The organism is Colwellia sp. BRX9-1 (assembly GCF_014077195.1).
Classification (GTDB): Bacteria; Pseudomonadota; Gammaproteobacteria; order Enterobacterales; family Alteromonadaceae; genus Colwellia_A.
Map to the genome: position 1 here is coordinate 52,381 of NZ_JACGVM010000011.1, position 17,380 is coordinate 69,760.

A 17,380-nucleotide genomic window follows, 5' to 3' on the forward strand; every position below is an offset into this window, starting at 1 on the left:
AAGTAAAGAAATGATCAGCTAAATATGATGATTGGCAAGTAACACTATCATCAATAGACTCGATTAAATGTCCTCATTGATATAATCATTAAGGCTGTCAAAAGCCGTTGTATCGTCTAACACTTTTGCTAAAATCATCATCCCTTCTAAAGTAGCTAATAACTGAATAGCTTTAGTTTTGGCAATGTCTACTGCTAAACCTTTTTCTTCAATATAGACTTGTTGTAACCATGCGATGTTTAATTCAAAAAAGCGTTTTATTTCTATGTTGACTTGCTCTGGCAGTGCATCTGACTGTGCGCCTAACAAGCCACATAAACACATTTGATTGTCTTTTTCTAATGCCGTTTTAAAAGCATTAATATAGAGATTAATCGCACTACGGCCCTTTAATTTTGCTTTTTCAGCATCTAATAACGCTAAAAAATCATCTACGTACTGGTGTGCTAGTGCGGCACCTAAATCAGCTTTTGTACGAAAATAGTAATGAACACTTGAGCTTTTAATGCCAATTTCATCAGCCAGTTCCCTAAAGCTAAAATTACCATAGCCACCAGATCTTACTTTATTTTCAGCTAATTTGAGTATTTGAGATTTTTTATTCATAAATAAATGCTATTTGAAGGTGAAGTAAATGATGAAATTATTAAATAAATTTAATAAATTTAATAAATTTAATAATTTCATCCATTATCAATGACTAGGCTATTTTATTCAAATAGTTAATAATATCTCCAGATTCATACAGCCAAGATTCTTGACCATTTTCTGTAATTTTTAAACAAGGTACCTGTTTCTTTCCCCCTTGTTCGATTAACTCTTTATTAAAGGCTAAATTTTTCTCTGTGTCACGTAATTCAAGCGTAACATTGCTAGTTTTCATTGCGGCAATGACTTGTCGGCAATATGGACAATGAACCTTGTGATATAAAGCATAAGAACTTTTACTCATTATATTTTCTCTCTAGTTAAGGTCATTAAATTCTTTTTTTAATGACCTAATGGTTGTATTTGCGGCAAATAATGCGCCTTCAAGGTAACCGGCTTCTTGCTGAGCAAATTCGCTACCGGCTAAATATAAATTTAATGAGGATAATTCGCCAGCAAACCCCTTCATATTAAAATAAGGATGATTTGGTGGCTCCACTCTGTCTTTTTCAACGGCAACATAATGATCATTACCCCAGCTTTTTAAATAACACTGTGAGTATTGCTGGGCCTCATCACCAAATAATAAGCTCAGTTGATTAATGCACAAAGCTTTAACCCGTTCTACAGATAAACCTTCTATCGCTTGTGACGAAAGCCCAATAAAACCAAATAAAGCGAAATCTTGCTGTACTTGTGCCGAGGCATCATGAATTTCTATCATAGGTCCAACACGGCTAAAGGCTTGCCCTGCTAAGCCTTTCGTTCGCCAAAAAGCCTCTTCATAAGTTGCAATAAACTTAGCTTGGCTTGCCATCCAAGTCGGCACAGCGACAAGGGCTGCGGTTAAAGCTTTGCTTGCCCAATGAACGGGTGTTAAAAATTCATTAATGATCCGCGGCGGTAAAGCTAAAACTAAATGGTCGGTTTCAAAAATAGATGTCGAGTCATCTTTAGTATTTTTTACTGTCACTTGCCAGCTATCGTGCACTTTTGTTAATTGCTCGACTTGACAACTAAGCTGATAGTTATCTTTAGATAGCTTAGCCTGTAAAGCTAAAATGAGCTTGTATAATCCGCCAGCTAAACGATGTAAAAGTGGCCCTTGACCATTTTCAATAATTTGCGGCTGAGTATGCTGATCCGCATGATAAACAACCGCACCTTCAATATGTTGGTCAAATAAATGTGTTTGCAAGTCAGCCACTAGTGCTTTCATCTGGTGATGATGCGGAAATATCCACGTCGGACCTAAATCATGTAATGGTTCATTTTCATCATACACTTTCGGTTGCTCGCTATATATACGGCCACCAAAAACATCTTTTGCTTCAAAAAGAAGATAAGGAATATTCAACTGTTCTAGTTGATAAGCGGTATATAAACCCGCTAATCCCCCACCGACAATAATCACACGTTTATTATTCATATGTAAACTTTAAAAAAAACTATCTACTGATAGATAAATATTAACTAGCTCGACCTGTAAAAGCAACTTTAATTTTTTAGAAGACTTGAGTTTTAAATAAAATTTGACAATATAATTAAAAATACGCAGACTACCTACCAGTAGGTAGTCAAGTAAACAACGATAACCAAATTAATTGGAAATATAAAATGAAAATATATGATATGGAAGGTTTTCCTAACCCATTGCGTGTCCGCATGGCGTTAGCAGAGAAAAACGCCTCTGACAAGGTCACTTTTATTGCTGTTGATGTGATGAACAAAGAACATCGAAGTGACGCTTTCATCGCTATGAACCCCTTAGCCAGCGTACCCGTATTGGCATTAGATGATGGAACTTACATCGCTGAATGTTCTGCTATTATTGAATATATCGACCACACTTTTGAGGGGATATCGTTAACAGGGTCAACGGCAAAATCGCGTGCCGTTATTAGCATGATGCAACGAAGAGCTGAATTAATGGTACTTGATGCTGTCGCTACTTATTTTCATCATGCTACCGACGGCCTAGGACCTGAACTTGAAACATATCAAAATAAAGAATGGGGTAAGAAACAAGGCGAGAAAGCACTTGCTGGTTTTAAATACTTTAACACTGTTTTAAGCAACCAGACTTATGTCGCAGGTGAAGCTTTTACTGTCGCTGATATTACCCTGTTTGCCGGTCTTGGTTTTGCTGACTTTGCAAAAATAGCCGTACCCGACGAATACACACATTTACTCAATTGGCGTGCTAAGGTTGCTGAACGTCCAAGCGTTAAATAAAAAATGACTGTTAGTCATTTTACATGAAGGTTTTTACTAAATGTAAAATGACTCACTTTCACCCTTACTGTTTTAAAATAGGATTGATTATGGAAATTTTAGCTAACTTTGAACAAAGAGCTATCGTGCACAGTACCTCATTAGCATGGTTAGCTTCACCTATGCCTGGCGTAGACAGAAGACCGTTAGACCGAGTAGGCGGTGAAGTGGCCAGAGCAACATCAATAGTAAGATATGCAAAAGGGAGTAAGTTTTCTGCCCACGTTCACACCGGTGGTGAAGAATTTATTGTACTTGAAGGTGTATTTCAAGATGAACACGGCGACTACCCTGTCGGCTCATATATTAGAAACCCACCACAATCTTCTCATACACCACGTTCTGATGAAGGCTGTATTATTTTTGTAAAACTTTGGCAATTTCAGCCAGAAGATAGAAGCCATGTTTGTTTACAAACACAGCAAATGTCTGCAACACCGACAGAAATACTAGGCGTTTCAATTATCCCACTACACCAAGATACAATCGAAGAGGTCGCTATTTTATCTTTTGAACCGAGCGCAGTAATGAATATTGTCGCGACTCAAGGGGCTGAAGTTTTAGTGTTATCAGGGGAATTACAAACAGCCAGTGATTTATTACAAAAGCATAGTTGGGTACGTTTGCCATTAGGCGATACTTTAACGGTAACCGCTGGTAGCGCTGGCGCAAGAATTTGGCTTAAGACAGGTAATTTAACTGAGGTAAACAAGCAAATAAAACGAGTAAAATTGGCGGGTTAATATTTAATAGCACAGACAAATATCTACCGGGTATATAACTGTTCAAAGTTAGGAATAGCCCGTTCCCAAATAGGTATTTCTTTTCCTAAATACTCACGAACCGCATCAAAAAATAATCGCGTTCTAACGGGTAGATCGCGATGTGGATATACTGCATAGATAGCGCCATACTCCATTAATCTAACGTCGGTCAATAAAGGTACTAAACGACCATCTTTCACTTCGTTATCAAGTACGAAAGCTGGCGCAACAAAAAACGCGCTACCTGATAATGTTTTCATCAATAAAACTTCGGCATCGTTTGCCCTAAAAATACTATTGAGTTTTTGTTCCTTGGCTTCACCATTTTTATCATAATAGCGAACACCTTCGACTTTAAACGAGGTGCTAGCGTAACTTGCTGCCGGTAATTGCGTTAAATCTTCGATAGTTTGAGGTAAACCATAATTAGCAATAAATGTCGGGGTCGCTAAAATTAACAAACGATTACGCGCTATTTTACGAGCAATTAACGACGAATCTTTGGGCTCACCGATACGAAACGCAAGGTCAAACCCTTCTGAGACAATATCAATAACACGATCATCTAAACGCAATTCTACTTCAACCTGCGGAAAGCGCATTTGAAAATCGTTAATGACTGGCTGTAAGTAACGTTTCCCAAATAAGGTAGAAGACGTTATTTTGAGGACTCCTTGGGGCTCCAAATGATAATTTTCAGCCATTCGTACTGTTTCGCCCAGTAACTCTCTAAGTTCAGCTGCTTTTTTAACCATCTCAGCGCCAGCAGCCGTTAAGGAAAATGAACGTGTAGTGCGATTAAGTAATCTAACGCCTAATTGTTCCTCAAGGCGGCTGAGCTGTTTAGAAATAACCGAACGGTCAATATTACGTACTTCAGCCGCTTTAATAAAAGAACCTTGTTCAACCACTTCAAGCAACATCAATAATCGGCTAGTCGTATCCATACTTTATTACCATCACAATTCAATTGATGCCATTTTGGCACTAATCAAATGCAAAATCTATGGTTTTTATCAACAGGTTTGTTACGTAAAATTGCGCTCAAATTAAAAGAGGTCTTATTATGAATAAACATTTAATCGCAGTAGCTATTGCTATGGCAAGCTTAACTTTATTAGGTTGCTCAGAAGCGCCTAGTCAAAAAACACAGCAGCAACAACTACAGTCGATTGATGTGGCAGAAGTGCTAGTCAAATCTGTACAAAATTGGCATACCTATACCACCCACTTAGAAGCTCCTGAGCAAGTTGCTTTGAAACCACGTGTTTCAGGGGTAATAGAGTCGATTGCTTTTGATGAGGGTCAGCAAATTAAAACGGGCGACCTACTGTTTAAACTAGATGATCGACCCTTTTTAGCTATTGTTGCTAGCCTTCAAGCACAAGTTAACAGTGCAAAAGCTGCATTTGATCAAGCAAAAAGTGAAGAAGAACGTGCAATACGTTTAACTCAACGAAAAGCGATATCCACTGAACAAGCAGAGTCTCGCACGTCAACATTACGTCAGCGCGAAGCACAACTCGCTGCATTACAAGCACAATTAACAGCAGCACAACTTGATTTAGAATTTACCGCTATTCGTTCACCTATCGACGGTATTATTTCTCGCGCCAACATTACCAAAGGCAATAACATTATCGCCGGACAAAGTGTGCTAACAACGATTGTTTCTAACCAAGCGATGTTTGCTTACTTTGACATTGATGAGCGCACCTGGAATAGCGATTTTGCTAATATTAGTGCCTCCGATCAGCAAAAAGTCATGATGCAAAAAGTAGGACAAAGTGAGTTTGCTTACCAAGGCTATATTGATTTTATTGATAACCAAATAAATTCGGCAACCGGCACATTGCGGGTAAGAGCGGTATTTAATGAAGAGAAAAACCAACTCCGTGCAGGCTCTTTTGCACGCATCAAGTTGGCTGCAAATGCCATTACCGAAAAAATTATCGTGCCTTCACGCGCTATTGGTACCGACTTAAAAAATAATTTTGTTTTAACTGTTGGTGAAAATAATATTTTGCAATATAAGCTGGTTAAATTGGGTGAGCGTTACGGCAGTTTACAGGCAATTACTTCCGGGCTAAAAGCAACAGATGTTATTGCTGTTAATGGTCCTGCCCGCGTAGGTCCAGGCATGCCTGTCGCACCTAATAATGTCACCATTGATAGTGCTGGTATTGCCTTTACTTTATCACCTGTTGCTGATGCCAGTTTAACGGCAAAACTAACGTCAGAAGAATAAGAGTTAACCATGAATTTTTCCCATTTTTTTATACAACGCCCGATATTTGCAGCTGTCTTGTCATTTGTCATTCTACTTGCTGGTGGACTTTCACTTTTTCAACTACCCGTTAGTGAATACCCTGGTGTTGTGCCACCAACCGTGGTGGTTACGGCAAATTACCCGGGGGCAAATCCTTCGGTTATTGCACAAACAGTGGCAACCCCACTTGAGCAAGAAATCAACGGCACTGAAAACATGCTATACATGTTTTCACAAGCCACTGGCGATGGTCGTATGACCTTAACGGTGACGTTTGCTCTTGGAACTGATCTAGATCGCGCGCAAGTACAAGTACAAAATAGCGTTAATAGTGCATTATCTCGCTTACCAGAAGAAGTGCAACGTCTGGGTGTGGTTGCAGAAAAATCATCGCCTGATTTAGCTATGGTGGTACATTTATATTCACCCCAAGAAAGCCATGATACCGCATATTTATCTAACTACGCCGATCTCTACGTTAAAGATAAAATCTCCCGCTTACCCGGCGTTGGTGATATAAAATTATTTGGTGGTGGTCAATATTCGATGCGCGTTTGGCTTAACCCAGATGCATTAGCTGCGCGTGAATTAACCGCAACCGATGTTATTAATGCATTACGTGAGCAAAACCAACAAGTTGCTGCCGGTAGTTTAGGCTCTCAACCTGCTGCTAACGACAGTGAATTTCAAGTATTACTCAATGTAAAAGGCCGTCTTGATAACATTGAAGAGTTTGAACAAGTAATTATTAAAGTCGGCGAACAAGGCCAGCTTACTCGATTAAAAGATGTCGCTCGTGTTGACCTAGGACAAAATACTTATGCCTTGCGTGCCATGTTAGACGGGCAACCTGCTTTAGCTATGCCTATTTTTCAACGACCTGGTTCTAATGCTATTGAGTTATCAGATCAAGTACGGGCAACTATGGCGTTATTATCTGAAGACTTCCCTGCTGGTGTCGAATACGACATAGTTTACGATCCCACTATTTTCGTCCGTGACTCTATCGATGCAGTAATAACGACCTTAATTGAAGCCATTGTTTTAGTTGTGATTGTGGTAATACTATTTTTACAAACATGGCGTGCTTCAATTATCCCGTTAATTGCCGTACCCGTGTCGTTAATTGGTACCTTTGCGGTAATGCAATTACTTGGCGTTTCAATTAACACCCTATCACTCTTTGGTTTAGTACTAGCAATAGGTATTGTCGTCGATGACGCTATTGTTGTCGTTGAGAATGTCGAGCGTAACATCGAAAAAGGGCTAAGTCCTTTAGAAGCAACACGCGTTGCCATGACAGAAGTCACAGGACCTATTATCGCTATCGCCTTAGTATTAAGTGCGGTATTTATACCAACGGCATTTATTAGTGGCCTATCGGGGCAATTTTATAAACAATTTGCCTTAACTATTACGATATCAACGATAATATCGGCCTTTAACTCTTTAACGTTATCGCCAGCATTGGCGGCATTGTTATTAAAATCACACGATAGTAAACCAGACCGATTAACACGCCTACTTAATAAACTTTTTGGCCGTTGGTTATTCGCGCCTTTTAACCGTGTTTTTGAACGTGGTAGCCATGGTTATCAGAAGCTGGTTAAAAAATTAATGCGTATGAGTGTTATCGTTATTGTTGCCTATATCGCACTCTTGGGTGGAACGGCACAGTTATTTAGCAGTGTGCCCGGTGGCTTTATTCCAACACAGGATAAACAATATCTTATCGCTATTGCTCAATTACCTGACGCAGCAAGTCTTGACCGTACCCATGCGGTGGTTAGAGAAATGGAAAAAATTGCTCTAGATATACCAGGTGTTGCTCATACTGTTGCTTTTCCTGGCTTGTCGATCAATGGTTTTACTAATAGTCCTAATAGTGCGATTGTTTTTCTTCCTTTAGATGCTTTTTCTCTGCGAACTGATGATAGTAAATCAGCTATGGCAATTGCAGCGCAATTAAACCAACGTTTTACAGCCATAGATGAAGCTTTTGTTGCGGTATTTACACCACCACCAATCCAAGGTTTAGGTACAACCGGCGGCTTTAAGTTACAAATTGAAGACCGTGGTAACAAAGGCTTTGAAGTGTTATTTAATAGCTTACAGGCAGTTATTGACAAAGCAAGACAAGACCCTGCATTGGTAGGACTGTTTTCAAGTTTTAGAATTCAAGTTCCACAAATGGATATAGATATCGACCGTGAACAAGCCTTAATACAAGGAATTCCACTTGATGAAGTCTTTAATGCCCTGCAAGTCTATTTAGGCTCAGTTTATGTCAATGACTTCAATATGTTTGGTCGTACTTATCAAGTAAAAGCGCAAGCAGAAGCTGAGTTTCGCCAAGACCCTGAACAAATATTAAACCTCAAAGTGCGCAATCGCCATGGTGATATGGTGCCGTTAGGTTCTGTTTTAACCGTAACGCCAACAACAGGTCCAGACCGTGTAATGCATTACAATGGTTACCCAAGTGCTGAGCTTAATGGTAGCCCTGCCCCTGGTTATAGTTCAGACCAAGCACAAACGGCAATAGAAGGTATATTGGCCAATACCCTACCCAAAGGTATTGCTTATGAATGGACAGAAGTGACTTACCAACAAATATTAGCCGGCAACACTATGGTGTATGTTTTTCCGCTAGTGGTGCTTTTAGTCTTTATGGTTTTAGCTGCACAATATGAAAGTTTGCGTTTACCTTTAGCCATTATTCTCATTGTACCCATGACTATATTCTCTGCTTTGTTAGGTGTTTGGCTCGTTGGTTCAGACAACAATATTTTCACCCAAATTGCGTTAATTGTTCTGGTCGCACTGGCCTCGAAAAATGCTATTTTAATGGTAGAGTTTGCTAAGGATCAAAACGAGCAAGGCTTATCTCACTTTGACGCTATTATTGAGTCATGTAAGCTGCGTTTACGTCCAATACTCATGACTTCGATAGCCTTTACGGCTGGTGTACTACCGTTAGTTTTTGCTACAGGTGCTGGAGCAGAAATGCGCCATGCTATGGGTAATGCGGTGTTCTCAGGCATGATAGGCGTGACTGTATTTGGCCTGCTCTTTACGCCAGTATTTTATATTTTAGTGACCAAGACTAAACAAAAAAAGGTTGAGGAGTAGCCAATGATTAAGTTACTTACCCGTAGTTTAAAAGCCAAGCAATTTAGCGCTAAACCGCTAAAAACCAAGTTAACTGTCGGTGTCGTTTTAGTCGCCAGCTTATTCTCGGGATGTGCCACCAAAATTGATGAGCAACAGCATCAACAATTAATGAAAAGTTTTATTGCTGATGCTGATATAGCCACACAGTTGACCGGTCAAGACGAGATTAATTGGTGGCAACAACTCAACTCAGTACAATTGAATCAATTGATTAAAGATGCACTTACCAATAACCATGACTTAAAAACAAGTCAGTTACAATTGAAAAGTGCTTTAGCTAAACTCAAGGTAGAAAAGAGTGATTTTCTACCACAAGGTGGGCTTGAGATTGGTGCGCAACGCACTAGCATAGCTGATAATATTAGTCGTCAATCAAGTGCTAATCTAGCCTTAAGTTGGCAACTCGATTTATTTGGTCGTATTAATGCGTTAGTTGATGCCGCCAATGCATCAGCGATGAGCCAGGCTGAACAATTACGCGCCTTGCAAATCGAAGTGATTTCGTCTGTTGTTAAAGGTTTCATTAGTTATCAGGGCAATATGCAAAAGCAAGAGATTATTAGTCTGCAAGTTGCTGCGCTTAAAAAAAGTATCTTGGTTCTTTCCGCCAGGGTTGAAGAAGGCATTGCTAATGAACTTGACTTAAACCGCACTCGTGCCCAGTTAAGTCAACAACAAGCATTATTACCTGAAACAAGTTATGCATTATATAACGATTTATCTACGTTGGCCTTATTAACCGGTCGTTTAAGCGGCGATATAAAGCTTAATAATGAACAAAAGATCTTTGACTTACCCTTTGAGGTCACTTTAGCGCAACCCAGTTCGGCTATAGCTTTACGTCCTGATATTAGCCAAGCCTTATATCAATTTAGCCAAGCTAATTCGTTAAGTGTAGCCGCAAGTAAAGCCTTGTTACCTGACATTAGTTTAAGTGCCTTTGTTGGTGTGCTAAGCCTTGGCAGTAGTCAATTAAATAATAGCCAGCATCAATGGCAAGTCGCGCCACAAATACAATGGTCATTATTAAGCTATCCAGCTTTACTGGCGCAACGTGACGCGCAGCAATATTTAAGTGAAGCGGCTTATAGCCAATATCAGCAGGTTGTTTTAGCGGCTATTAATGACAGTGAACTATCGTTACAATTGCTGACAAAGCACCTTGAACAAAAACGCTTTGCAGATAAACGTTTTCAATTTGCTCATCAAGCTTTTATGCAAGCTAACGCTATGTATCAAGAGGGGCAAATTCCTTACTTAGAGTTGTTAGATGCGCGGCAGGATGTTTTAATAGCCCAAGAAAATGCAGTAAACGCGACCATTTCTTCATCTCTGGCCAAAGTAAGTGCCTATCAGGCTTTTAATGGTCGGTGGAGTTACGGTTTAATCACCTTGTAAAGTTTGAGTTTTTTTATGCTAACTACTGAGATATTGCCCAACATTGACCAACCTACTTCTATGCGAGCTATAGTGCTTGAAAAGGCAAACGAAAAAATCCATTTATCTGACGTGCAATTGCCGTTACCTGAGTGCGATGAACACGAGCTGTTAGTTAAGGTTGAATATGTAGGTCTCAATCCTATTGATGCTCATTTCGCTAAAAGTGGATTTTCTCAATGGCAATATCCTCATATTCTTGGCTTAGATGCAGTTGGCATTGTCGTTCAAGCTAAAAAAGGCCTGTTTCCTAATATTGGCGATCGCGTTATGTGGCATGCCAATATTGGTCAACAAGGCGTGCTAAGTGAGTACGCTAAAGTCCCTAACTTTGCCGTTTCTATTGTGCCAAAAAATGTTACAGCAAGTGAAGCGGCAACACTTCCTTGTGCCGGTATGACGGCTTTAATTGCTTTAGATAAATTACAAGTAGTACAAGGCGATACTATTTTAATTGAGGCTGGTGCAGGTGCTGTTGGGCAATTTGCTATTCAGTTTGCCAAGGAACGTGGTGCAGATGTGTTTACCACGGCTGCTAAGCATAATCATAAATTAGTAAAGAAACTCGGTGCTGATGCAATATTTGATTACCACGATAAAAAACTTTGTCAAAAAATTCGCCTAGCATTAGGACCACAAGGTTTTGATGCAGTTCTTGACTCTGTTGGTGGTGACTCAACAATGCGTAATATTGAGCTGATGAGGTTTTGTGGTCGTATTGCTTGCTTGCGTCCCTTGCCTAACATTGACCAAGAGCTCATGTTTAGAAAAGCGCCCAATATCGGCATAGTATCACTCGCTGGTGCGTGGTTAGCCAATAGCTTGTGCGCACAACAAAAAATGAGTTTTAAGAGTAATCAATTACTTGATGCACTAGCAAAAGGCAGTATTCAAACGCCTGATATTACCTTAATTGAATTTAACGCACAGCAGGTTTCTCGTGCCCTGCATATTCAAGTTGATGGAGGTTTTACCGGTAAACAAGTGGTAAAAATATTTGCCTGAGGGTTTTATTTAGTCCCTTGGCTGGCTACTTTTTGAGTGCCAATCTGAGATACCATAACGCTGCAATATTTTTGACAGTTGTCCTTCTGATCTTAGTTTTATTAAGCCTTTATCAAAGGCACTAATATAGTTAAGTTTAGTGTCTGGTGCAAAGCCGATAAAAAGCGGAACAAATATACCTTGGGTACCGGCATATTGTAAGTTAGTGATTTTTTTATCCTGAATTTCATATTCAACATTAAAACGCGAATCAAGCAGCACAGTTATACGCTGCTTACTGAGCATTTTTAAAGCACTGGATAACGGCTTATCTCCCGAGGCTAAAAATATAAATTCACCCGAGGTTTCTTTTAGGCGACTCACTGCACTGCCGTATTCATAGCCATTAATAAGCCCAAGAATATTGCCCTGTTCAATGAAGTTTTTAAGGTTCTCTATGGTAGAAAATTTCCATTGAGTTTCGTTACTAACATAAAAGTCATTATACAAGCCGCCATAAACTTGTTGGCTTTGCCTTAAATCAAAAGCTTCAATGTGTTCTTTTGTTAAAGCGAGGACCATGTCTAACTTTGATTGTTGAAGAAGCCTTAATGAACGAGCCAGCGGCATAAGGGTAAAATTAACATCATAGTCTTGAGCTTCAGCAATTTCACTGATGATTTCAATTAATATACCTGGCTTATCATCTTCATTACAAATGTAAGGACACCATTCGTCTGAAGCAATGTTTATGGTGTCATTTGCCCCAACTTGCAGTGACCATGAAAAAACAATAAATAATATATATTTATACGGCATTTAGCACCATCGTTTTTACCTAATTTCAACGGTGAAATTAGGTAAAACCCCATAAGAATGTAAGTAGATCTATTGGTATATTAATAATTATAACAATAGTCAGCTATTAGCTTGTTAAAGATTAGCTTATTTTTAACTTTAACTTTAACAGAAACGACCGATTACTTGTTACTAGGGTCAAAAGTAACAATACCAATTTATACCTTACAGGCATTGCTAATGTAAAGTCGCTCGTCAAACAACTGGCCATTCATCCCATGATTGTAATCAATACACCCCGTTATTTTATCATGTCAGTGGCAACTACCTATTTGAAAACCTAGCATTAAATCAAGTCTTTGCCTTAACAGGACTACAGACCATAACTGCCGGTAAAGTCTAAAACAATGACATTAACACATGCAAGGAAATGTACAGGTAACATTTTATCTTATTACTTGCGAAAATAAATTATGTAGGATCAATAGGTACACAAAAATGATCATTTATTGAACTGGCAAGTGTCTTATTGCATTGATTTTATTGTTGTACACTCCCAAAAGTATCATTAACATCTTTTTATATTTATCTCAGCCATTTGATTTAAGTAATCTAGCCTCTCTTATTTAGATACTATTAGCCTTATACACCTAAAATTTAGTAAGATGCTGGCTAATCTTTGTCACTTAATAGCATGCTAAAGATTTAAAATAACGATGCTTGGTCAGAGTATCGTTAAAGTAATCATAATTCTTCACTGCATATACGGTAATATTTTTAGGAAATGAAATGAAGTTAAATTGCGACCTCGGCGAAAGTTTTGGCTCTTGGAATATGGGCTCAGACGCAAAAGTAATGCCGCACATTGATCAAGCAAATATTGCTTGTGGCTTCCATGCCGGCGATCCTTTGGTCATGCAAAAAACATTACAATTAGCTAAGCAGCACAACGTTAGTGTTGGCGCTCATCCTAGTTACCCTGATTTAGTTGGTTTTGGTCGTCGCTCAATGAAGTGCTCCACAGAAGAAATTATTGCGTTAGTTTTATATCAGGTGGCGGCTATTGATGGCGTTGCTCAGTCTTTAGATATTGAGCTTAGCTATGTAAAACCTCATGGTGCACTATATAACGACATGATGACTAATATTGAAGTGCGCGAGGCGATACTTTCAGCCATAGCCCAATATCACAAACCACTTAAGCTAATGATACAAGCAAGCTCAAATATTAAAAAACATCGCGCTCAAGCAGAAAAATTTAACGTGGAAATACTCACTGAAGCCTTTGCTGACAGATGCTACAACGATGATGGCAGTTTGTTATCACGCAACATAACAGGTGCGGTGCATAATAGAGAAAAAATGATCGCACAAGTTAAACTGTTAAAAGAGCAAAGCAGTGTCATCACTATTAATGGTAAGCGCTTACCTTTAGAAGTAGACAGCTTGTGTGTGCACGGTGACAACCTCGAGGGCGTAGAAGCAATAGCCACTATTAGGGAGCTTATTCGTTAATGTCAGCAACATTTAAAATAGAAATTGCCGGTGAAAACAGCTTGATCCTTTATTTTGACCAACCCGTTAATGATGAAGTTGCCGCAAAAGTACAGCAAGCACAATGGCTGATCAGGCAAGAGATGAGCAATGATATTATTGATTTAATACCATCTTATGCTTCAATATTAGTGATGTTTAATTTACACAATATCGACCATCATCAGATCACTAACAAATTGCAAAAGCTATTAATAAACTCACCAATAATTAATCATAATCAAGGGGCACTCATCGAATTACCTGTTTATTATTCGAGCGAGTCAGGACCCGATTTAGCGGCTATGGCTAAATCTAAAGATTTAACCATAGAGCAAATAATTACCCTACATCAGCAACAAGAATATAACGTATATGCTATTGGCTTTGCGCCGGGCTTTGCTTATTTAGGCGAAGTTGATCAGCGTATTGCGATGCCTAGATTAAACACTCCTCGTATAAAAGTGCCTAAAGGAGCTGTTGGTATTGCTGACAGGCAAACAGCTGTTTATCCAAGTACTTCTCCTGGCGGTTGGAATATTATTGGTCTTTGCCCTATTGAAATGTTTAACGCCAATAAAGCGCCAACAATGCCCGTTCAAGTAGGTGATAGGGTTAAATTTAAAGCGATTTCCAAAGATGATTTTTTTGCACTAGGTGGTGTATTAGGTGCAACATATGATTAGTCAAAGTAAAGCTTCTTTAAGAAGACCGGCAATAAACTTAGGTTTTATTGTTAAACGACCAGGCATGTTAAGTCTTGTTCAAGATGAGGGTCGTTATGGTGCTTTTAATGTCGGTTTAACCAATGGTGGTCCGATTGATAAGCTGGCTTTTCACTGGGCAAACCGCTTATGTAATAATGCCCTTAATGTTAGTGCTATTGAAGTGAGTGTTGGTGGTTTTGCCATCATTGCACAAGTAGATGCTGTTATTGCCGTAACAGGCGCTGACATGCCATTAACCATTAACGGTCAAGTAAAAACGTTATGGCGCAGTTATCAGGTGAAAGCCGGTGACTTAATCGAACTAGGTTTTACTAACCTTGGTATGCGAAGTTATTTTGCTGTTGCTGGTGGTTTTAATATAACACCCAGTTTTGGCAGCACTGCAACCGTTTGCCGTGAAGGTATCGGGGGATTAAAGGGCAAAAAATTAGCCGCGAACGATATACTCCCTTGTGTAACAACAAAAGATTCTCAATTAGTTAGTTTATCTATAGAAGACCAACCTAAATATAGCCAAGAAGTACTGCTGCGTATTATTCCTAGTTATCAGCAACATCATTTCAGTGTAGAACAGCAAAAATTGTTTTTTTCAAGTGAATATAGCGTTGGTAAAAGCTTTGATCGGATGGGTTATCGTTTAGAAGGTCAAAAAATTGTCTCTGATATTAACGGCATCTTATCAGAGGGTATTTGTCATGGTGCCGTGCAAATTCCTAGCGATGGCCAACCAATAGTATTAATGAATGATCGTCAAACAATTGGTGGCTACCCTAAAATCGGTGCAGTTATATCCATTGATACCGCCAAATTAGGTCAGTTATCTCAAGGCGGTAAAGTACGCTTTGCGCCTATTACGATGGAAAAGGCACGTGAACTTATTCTCGAAGATTTAAGCTTATTTGAACAAACCCAAGTTAGCGTCTGTGATTAATATAAGTCACACAAATAAGCTATTGGTTTAGTTTGAAGCTATGGTTGTATTACTTAGCGCGAGTAAAGACCTGCTTATAGTAATAATGCAAAACATACCCAGAAGCGAGTACAGGGAAAATAATAGAACTTAATAAATTAGCCCACTGCCCTGTTGATGGCTCAAGTAGAACTAAACTAACCAATAGACTTAGACCAAGCCCAAAAAGTGCACATAATATAACAACGCCGAATAAAACGATTTTACTGGTAAAATAACAATCATCTTCTGCTAACTTTTTAACACCTACACCCATTAACTGCCCTTATTAAGCTAACAACTTATTATAACTGTGTTTCATTATATCTATAAAAATTAGAATAATACCTAATAAAAACAATATCACACTAATAATAATGAAGAAGCCTACGTTTATTAGTACTTTAACTGCAGATATTAACTCGCCTAGTTCTACAGTTGATTCTGATTAGTTTTGCAACGCTATTTGGGCTTTCATATTTGGTCGCTCTTCAACGTTGATACTCAGTAGCGTTTTTAGCCAAACCTTGATTTATTTTATGTTGCATATAAACCACATGTAACAACGAGGTAATAAACGGGTTTAACCAAAGTTTGTCTCCTTTATTAGCGCCTGCAATTAGATTAATACGATTACGCACCATAATTATCCAGGTGATATCGAAAATAGATGAGATAATATGAAAACCTAAGGTGAAATTTAAAATACCAGGCTCTTGCCAGTTTACTAGTGCGTGAATTAGAGTGCTAAACGAAATAATATATAAAAATATAGTGATAAAAATAAAAGTCTTAGATATTTTTAACGCTGTATGTTTATTAATTTGCTTAGACAACAGGTAGAGCTTATATATCAAATATGAGCCCATACTTAGAATGCAAAGAACTAAAATCTTTGCTACTGATGCAATGTCAAAAACGCCCGTAAATCCATTTTTCATTTATTCTCCAAGGGTGCAAACCCCGATACTATTTAGCTACACTCCAATAAGGAGAGGTTAAAAGTTTACTGAAATGTTGAACGAAATAAAAACAGCCAATTGTTAATTTTCATTATTGAGTGGCTTTGTCAGCTAGATACTGAAATTTAGAATATAGTATATCGTCATTACGCCTTAATAAAGCCAAAGCTCATTTTGGTGGCCAATGATATACGTAAATAGGTGTTTGGTAGAAATCTCTAAGCTTGATGACTCTTGTTGGTTGACATAAAGGTAAGGCGAAGGTGTTACTCACAATAGTAACCTTATTAAAGACTTCATCTACTAACTTTTCTTGAAGAGCGACCATGCCTTCAGGAAAAAGGTAACAAACTAGGCTCGAGGCAGTGCTGAGATCAGCGTTTTTAAAGTCTTTACGAAAGAGAGTAAGGTTATCTAAACGTAAACTGTGTTTCAAAATTTTTGAAACCAACCACGGAAACCAAGATAACTCGTAGCCGATAACTTGCTGATTGGGATGTTTTTGGGCAACAGCTATAACCAGCGTGCCCCAACCAGAGCCTAGATCAATTAAAGGTCCTTTTTCATACGTATCTATTTCAGCAAGCATGGTTTTGCACGCTTTGCTTGAACTCATCATAGGGGAAATCCCCGTTTTCAGCGTACTCCAAACAATGGATAATACTATTAGAATAACTATGACAAGAAGTATTAGAGAAAAAAAGTCCATGTTAACAATAGCCTAAAATAGTTGAACGCTGATGATGTCGCTTACACCTAACACCGCAACAAGCGGAAAAAGCCAACTGTTCATTTTACCTTTAATAAAAATTAACAAGACATTCTATCCCTTCTTAAAAATTGATACTCTCAATAAGAAC

At 38.6% G+C, this 17,380-nt stretch carries 17 protein-coding genes; 9 read left to right on the plus strand and 8 right to left on the minus strand.

Annotated features, from left to right (window positions below; genetic code table 11):
* Nucleotides 1-63: 63 nt before the first annotated feature.
* The 3 genes from H4J76_RS11495 to H4J76_RS11505 all read right to left on the minus strand — a co-directional run bounded on the left by H4J76_RS11495 (nucleotide 64) and on the right by H4J76_RS11505 (nucleotide 2,077).
* Nucleotides 64-606 carry a TetR/AcrR family transcriptional regulator gene (locus H4J76_RS11495; protein WP_182230632.1) on the minus strand — a complete coding sequence of 181 codons (543 nt, stop codon included), beginning with the start codon at nucleotides 604-606 and terminating at the stop codon, nucleotides 64-66.
* A gap of 94 nt (nucleotides 607-700) precedes the next feature.
* Nucleotides 701-952, minus strand: a complete 252-nt coding sequence (locus tag H4J76_RS11500; protein ID WP_182218245.1) for a glutathione S-transferase N-terminal domain-containing protein — start codon at nucleotides 950-952, stop codon at nucleotides 701-703.
* 12 nt (nucleotides 953-964) lie between these two features.
* Entirely contained in the window at nucleotides 965-2,077 is a 1,113-nt protein-coding gene (locus tag H4J76_RS11505; protein WP_182230633.1) for an FAD-dependent oxidoreductase, read from the minus strand.
* A gap of 188 nt (nucleotides 2,078-2,265) precedes the next feature.
* Between H4J76_RS11505 and H4J76_RS11510 the strand changes: the two genes are divergently transcribed.
* Complete coding sequence (locus H4J76_RS11510) at nucleotides 2,266-2,883, plus strand: glutathione S-transferase (protein WP_182230634.1); 618 nt, start codon at nucleotides 2,266-2,268, stop codon at nucleotides 2,881-2,883.
* An 89-nt stretch (nucleotides 2,884-2,972) separates the two neighbouring features.
* Nucleotides 2,973-3,665, plus strand: a complete 693-nt coding sequence (locus tag H4J76_RS11515; RefSeq protein WP_182222384.1) for a cupin domain-containing protein — start codon at nucleotides 2,973-2,975, stop codon at nucleotides 3,663-3,665.
* A gap of 23 nt (nucleotides 3,666-3,688) precedes the next feature.
* Here H4J76_RS11515 and H4J76_RS11520 read toward each other — a convergent pair whose 3' ends face one another.
* The gene (locus tag H4J76_RS11520; RefSeq protein WP_182218253.1) at nucleotides 3,689-4,633 is read right to left on the minus strand and encodes a LysR family transcriptional regulator; all 945 of its coding nucleotides are present in this window, start codon (nucleotides 4,631-4,633) and stop codon (nucleotides 3,689-3,691) included.
* A 119-nt stretch (nucleotides 4,634-4,752) separates the two neighbouring features.
* Between H4J76_RS11520 and H4J76_RS11525 the strand changes: the two genes are divergently transcribed.
* The 4 genes from H4J76_RS11525 to H4J76_RS11540 are packed head-to-tail and all read left to right on the plus strand — an operon-like array spanning nucleotide 4,753 to nucleotide 11,571.
* Nucleotides 4,753-5,934, plus strand: coding sequence for an efflux RND transporter periplasmic adaptor subunit (locus H4J76_RS11525; RefSeq protein WP_182175705.1), 1,182 nt, complete (start codon nucleotides 4,753-4,755; stop codon nucleotides 5,932-5,934).
* A 9-nt stretch (nucleotides 5,935-5,943) separates the two neighbouring features.
* Nucleotides 5,944-9,087, plus strand: a complete 3,144-nt coding sequence (locus tag H4J76_RS11530) for an efflux RND transporter permease subunit (protein WP_182222386.1) — start codon at nucleotides 5,944-5,946, stop codon at nucleotides 9,085-9,087.
* Nucleotides 9,088-9,090: 3 nt separating this feature from the next.
* Nucleotides 9,091-10,527, plus strand: a complete 1,437-nt coding sequence (locus tag H4J76_RS11535; protein ID WP_182230635.1) for a TolC family protein — start codon at nucleotides 9,091-9,093, stop codon at nucleotides 10,525-10,527.
* 15 nt (nucleotides 10,528-10,542) lie between these two features.
* Nucleotides 10,543-11,571, plus strand: a complete 1,029-nt coding sequence (locus H4J76_RS11540) for a zinc-binding dehydrogenase (protein ID WP_182175702.1) — start codon at nucleotides 10,543-10,545, stop codon at nucleotides 11,569-11,571.
* 9 nt (nucleotides 11,572-11,580) lie between these two features.
* Here H4J76_RS11540 and H4J76_RS11545 read toward each other — a convergent pair whose 3' ends face one another.
* On the minus strand, nucleotides 11,581-12,369 hold the full coding sequence (locus tag H4J76_RS11545; protein ID WP_182222387.1) for an ABC transporter substrate-binding protein: 789 nt from the start codon (nucleotides 12,367-12,369) through the stop codon (nucleotides 11,581-11,583).
* Between the two features lie 768 nt (nucleotides 12,370-13,137).
* On the opposite strand from H4J76_RS11545, the gene H4J76_RS11550 reads away from it, so the two are divergent.
* Genes H4J76_RS11550 through H4J76_RS11560 form a run of 3 tightly spaced genes read left to right on the plus strand, consistent with a single transcriptional unit; the run spans nucleotide 13,138 to nucleotide 15,540 of the window.
* Nucleotides 13,138-13,863, plus strand: a complete 726-nt coding sequence (locus H4J76_RS11550; protein WP_182222388.1) for a 5-oxoprolinase subunit PxpA — start codon at nucleotides 13,138-13,140, stop codon at nucleotides 13,861-13,863.
* Nucleotides 13,863-14,567, plus strand: coding sequence for a 5-oxoprolinase subunit PxpB (pxpB, locus tag H4J76_RS11555; RefSeq protein WP_182230636.1), 705 nt, complete (start codon nucleotides 13,863-13,865; stop codon nucleotides 14,565-14,567). The genes H4J76_RS11550 and pxpB overlap by 1 nt, the downstream gene beginning before the upstream one ends.
* Nucleotides 14,560-15,540 carry a biotin-dependent carboxyltransferase family protein gene (locus tag H4J76_RS11560; protein WP_182230637.1) on the plus strand — a complete coding sequence of 327 codons (981 nt, stop codon included), beginning with the start codon at nucleotides 14,560-14,562 and terminating at the stop codon, nucleotides 15,538-15,540. Before pxpB ends, H4J76_RS11560 begins: the two co-directional genes overlap by 8 nt.
* 49 nt (nucleotides 15,541-15,589) lie before the next feature.
* Here H4J76_RS11560 and H4J76_RS11565 read toward each other — a convergent pair whose 3' ends face one another.
* The 3 genes from H4J76_RS11565 to H4J76_RS11575 form a co-directional block, all read right to left on the minus strand.
* Complete coding sequence (locus tag H4J76_RS11565; protein WP_182230638.1) at nucleotides 15,590-15,835, minus strand: hypothetical protein; 246 nt, start codon at nucleotides 15,833-15,835, stop codon at nucleotides 15,590-15,592.
* A 214-nt stretch (nucleotides 15,836-16,049) separates the two neighbouring features.
* Nucleotides 16,050-16,499 carry a hypothetical protein gene (locus tag H4J76_RS11570; protein ID WP_182230639.1) on the minus strand — a complete coding sequence of 150 codons (450 nt, stop codon included), beginning with the start codon at nucleotides 16,497-16,499 and terminating at the stop codon, nucleotides 16,050-16,052.
* Between the two features lie 190 nt (nucleotides 16,500-16,689).
* Nucleotides 16,690-17,139 carry a methyltransferase gene (locus tag H4J76_RS11575; RefSeq protein ID WP_310734074.1) on the minus strand — a complete coding sequence of 150 codons (450 nt, stop codon included), beginning with the start codon at nucleotides 17,137-17,139 and terminating at the stop codon, nucleotides 16,690-16,692.
* Between the last annotated feature and the right edge of the window lie 241 nt (nucleotides 17,140-17,380).

What these genes read in the sequence shown, in the direction of transcription:
- H4J76_RS11495 (WP_182230632.1), bottom strand. Translation starts at nt 606, where the DNA reads ATGAATAAAAAATCTCAAATACTCAAATTAGCTGAAAATAAAGTAAGA.
- H4J76_RS11500 (WP_182218245.1), bottom strand. Translation starts at nt 952, where the DNA reads ATGAGTAAAAGTTCTTATGCTTTATATCACAAGGTTCATTGTCCATAT.
- H4J76_RS11505 (WP_182230633.1), bottom strand. Translation starts at nt 2,077, where the DNA reads ATGAATAATAAACGTGTGATTATTGTCGGTGGGGGATTAGCGGGTTTA.
- H4J76_RS11510 (WP_182230634.1), top strand. Translation starts at nt 2,266, where the DNA reads ATGAAAATATATGATATGGAAGGTTTTCCTAACCCATTGCGTGTCCGC.
- H4J76_RS11515 (WP_182222384.1), top strand. Translation starts at nt 2,973, where the DNA reads ATGGAAATTTTAGCTAACTTTGAACAAAGAGCTATCGTGCACAGTACC.
- H4J76_RS11520 (WP_182218253.1), bottom strand. Translation starts at nt 4,633, where the DNA reads ATGGATACGACTAGCCGATTATTGATGTTGCTTGAAGTGGTTGAACAA.
- H4J76_RS11525 (WP_182175705.1), top strand. Translation starts at nt 4,753, where the DNA reads ATGAATAAACATTTAATCGCAGTAGCTATTGCTATGGCAAGCTTAACT.
- H4J76_RS11530 (WP_182222386.1), top strand. Translation starts at nt 5,944, where the DNA reads ATGAATTTTTCCCATTTTTTTATACAACGCCCGATATTTGCAGCTGTC.
- H4J76_RS11535 (WP_182230635.1), top strand. Translation starts at nt 9,091, where the DNA reads ATGATTAAGTTACTTACCCGTAGTTTAAAAGCCAAGCAATTTAGCGCT.
- H4J76_RS11540 (WP_182175702.1), top strand. Translation starts at nt 10,543, where the DNA reads ATGCTAACTACTGAGATATTGCCCAACATTGACCAACCTACTTCTATG.
- H4J76_RS11545 (WP_182222387.1), bottom strand. Translation starts at nt 12,369, where the DNA reads ATGCCGTATAAATATATATTATTTATTGTTTTTTCATGGTCACTGCAA.
- H4J76_RS11550 (WP_182222388.1), top strand. Translation starts at nt 13,138, where the DNA reads ATGAAGTTAAATTGCGACCTCGGCGAAAGTTTTGGCTCTTGGAATATG.
- pxpB (WP_182230636.1), top strand. Translation starts at nt 13,863, where the DNA reads ATGTCAGCAACATTTAAAATAGAAATTGCCGGTGAAAACAGCTTGATC.
- H4J76_RS11560 (WP_182230637.1), top strand. Translation starts at nt 14,560, where the DNA reads ATGATTAGTCAAAGTAAAGCTTCTTTAAGAAGACCGGCAATAAACTTA.
- H4J76_RS11565 (WP_182230638.1), bottom strand. Translation starts at nt 15,835, where the DNA reads ATGGGTGTAGGTGTTAAAAAGTTAGCAGAAGATGATTGTTATTTTACC.
- H4J76_RS11570 (WP_182230639.1), bottom strand. Translation starts at nt 16,499, where the DNA reads ATGAAAAATGGATTTACGGGCGTTTTTGACATTGCATCAGTAGCAAAG.
- H4J76_RS11575 (WP_310734074.1), bottom strand. Translation starts at nt 17,139, where the DNA reads ATGATGAGTTCAAGCAAAGCGTGCAAAACCATGCTTGCTGAAATAGAT.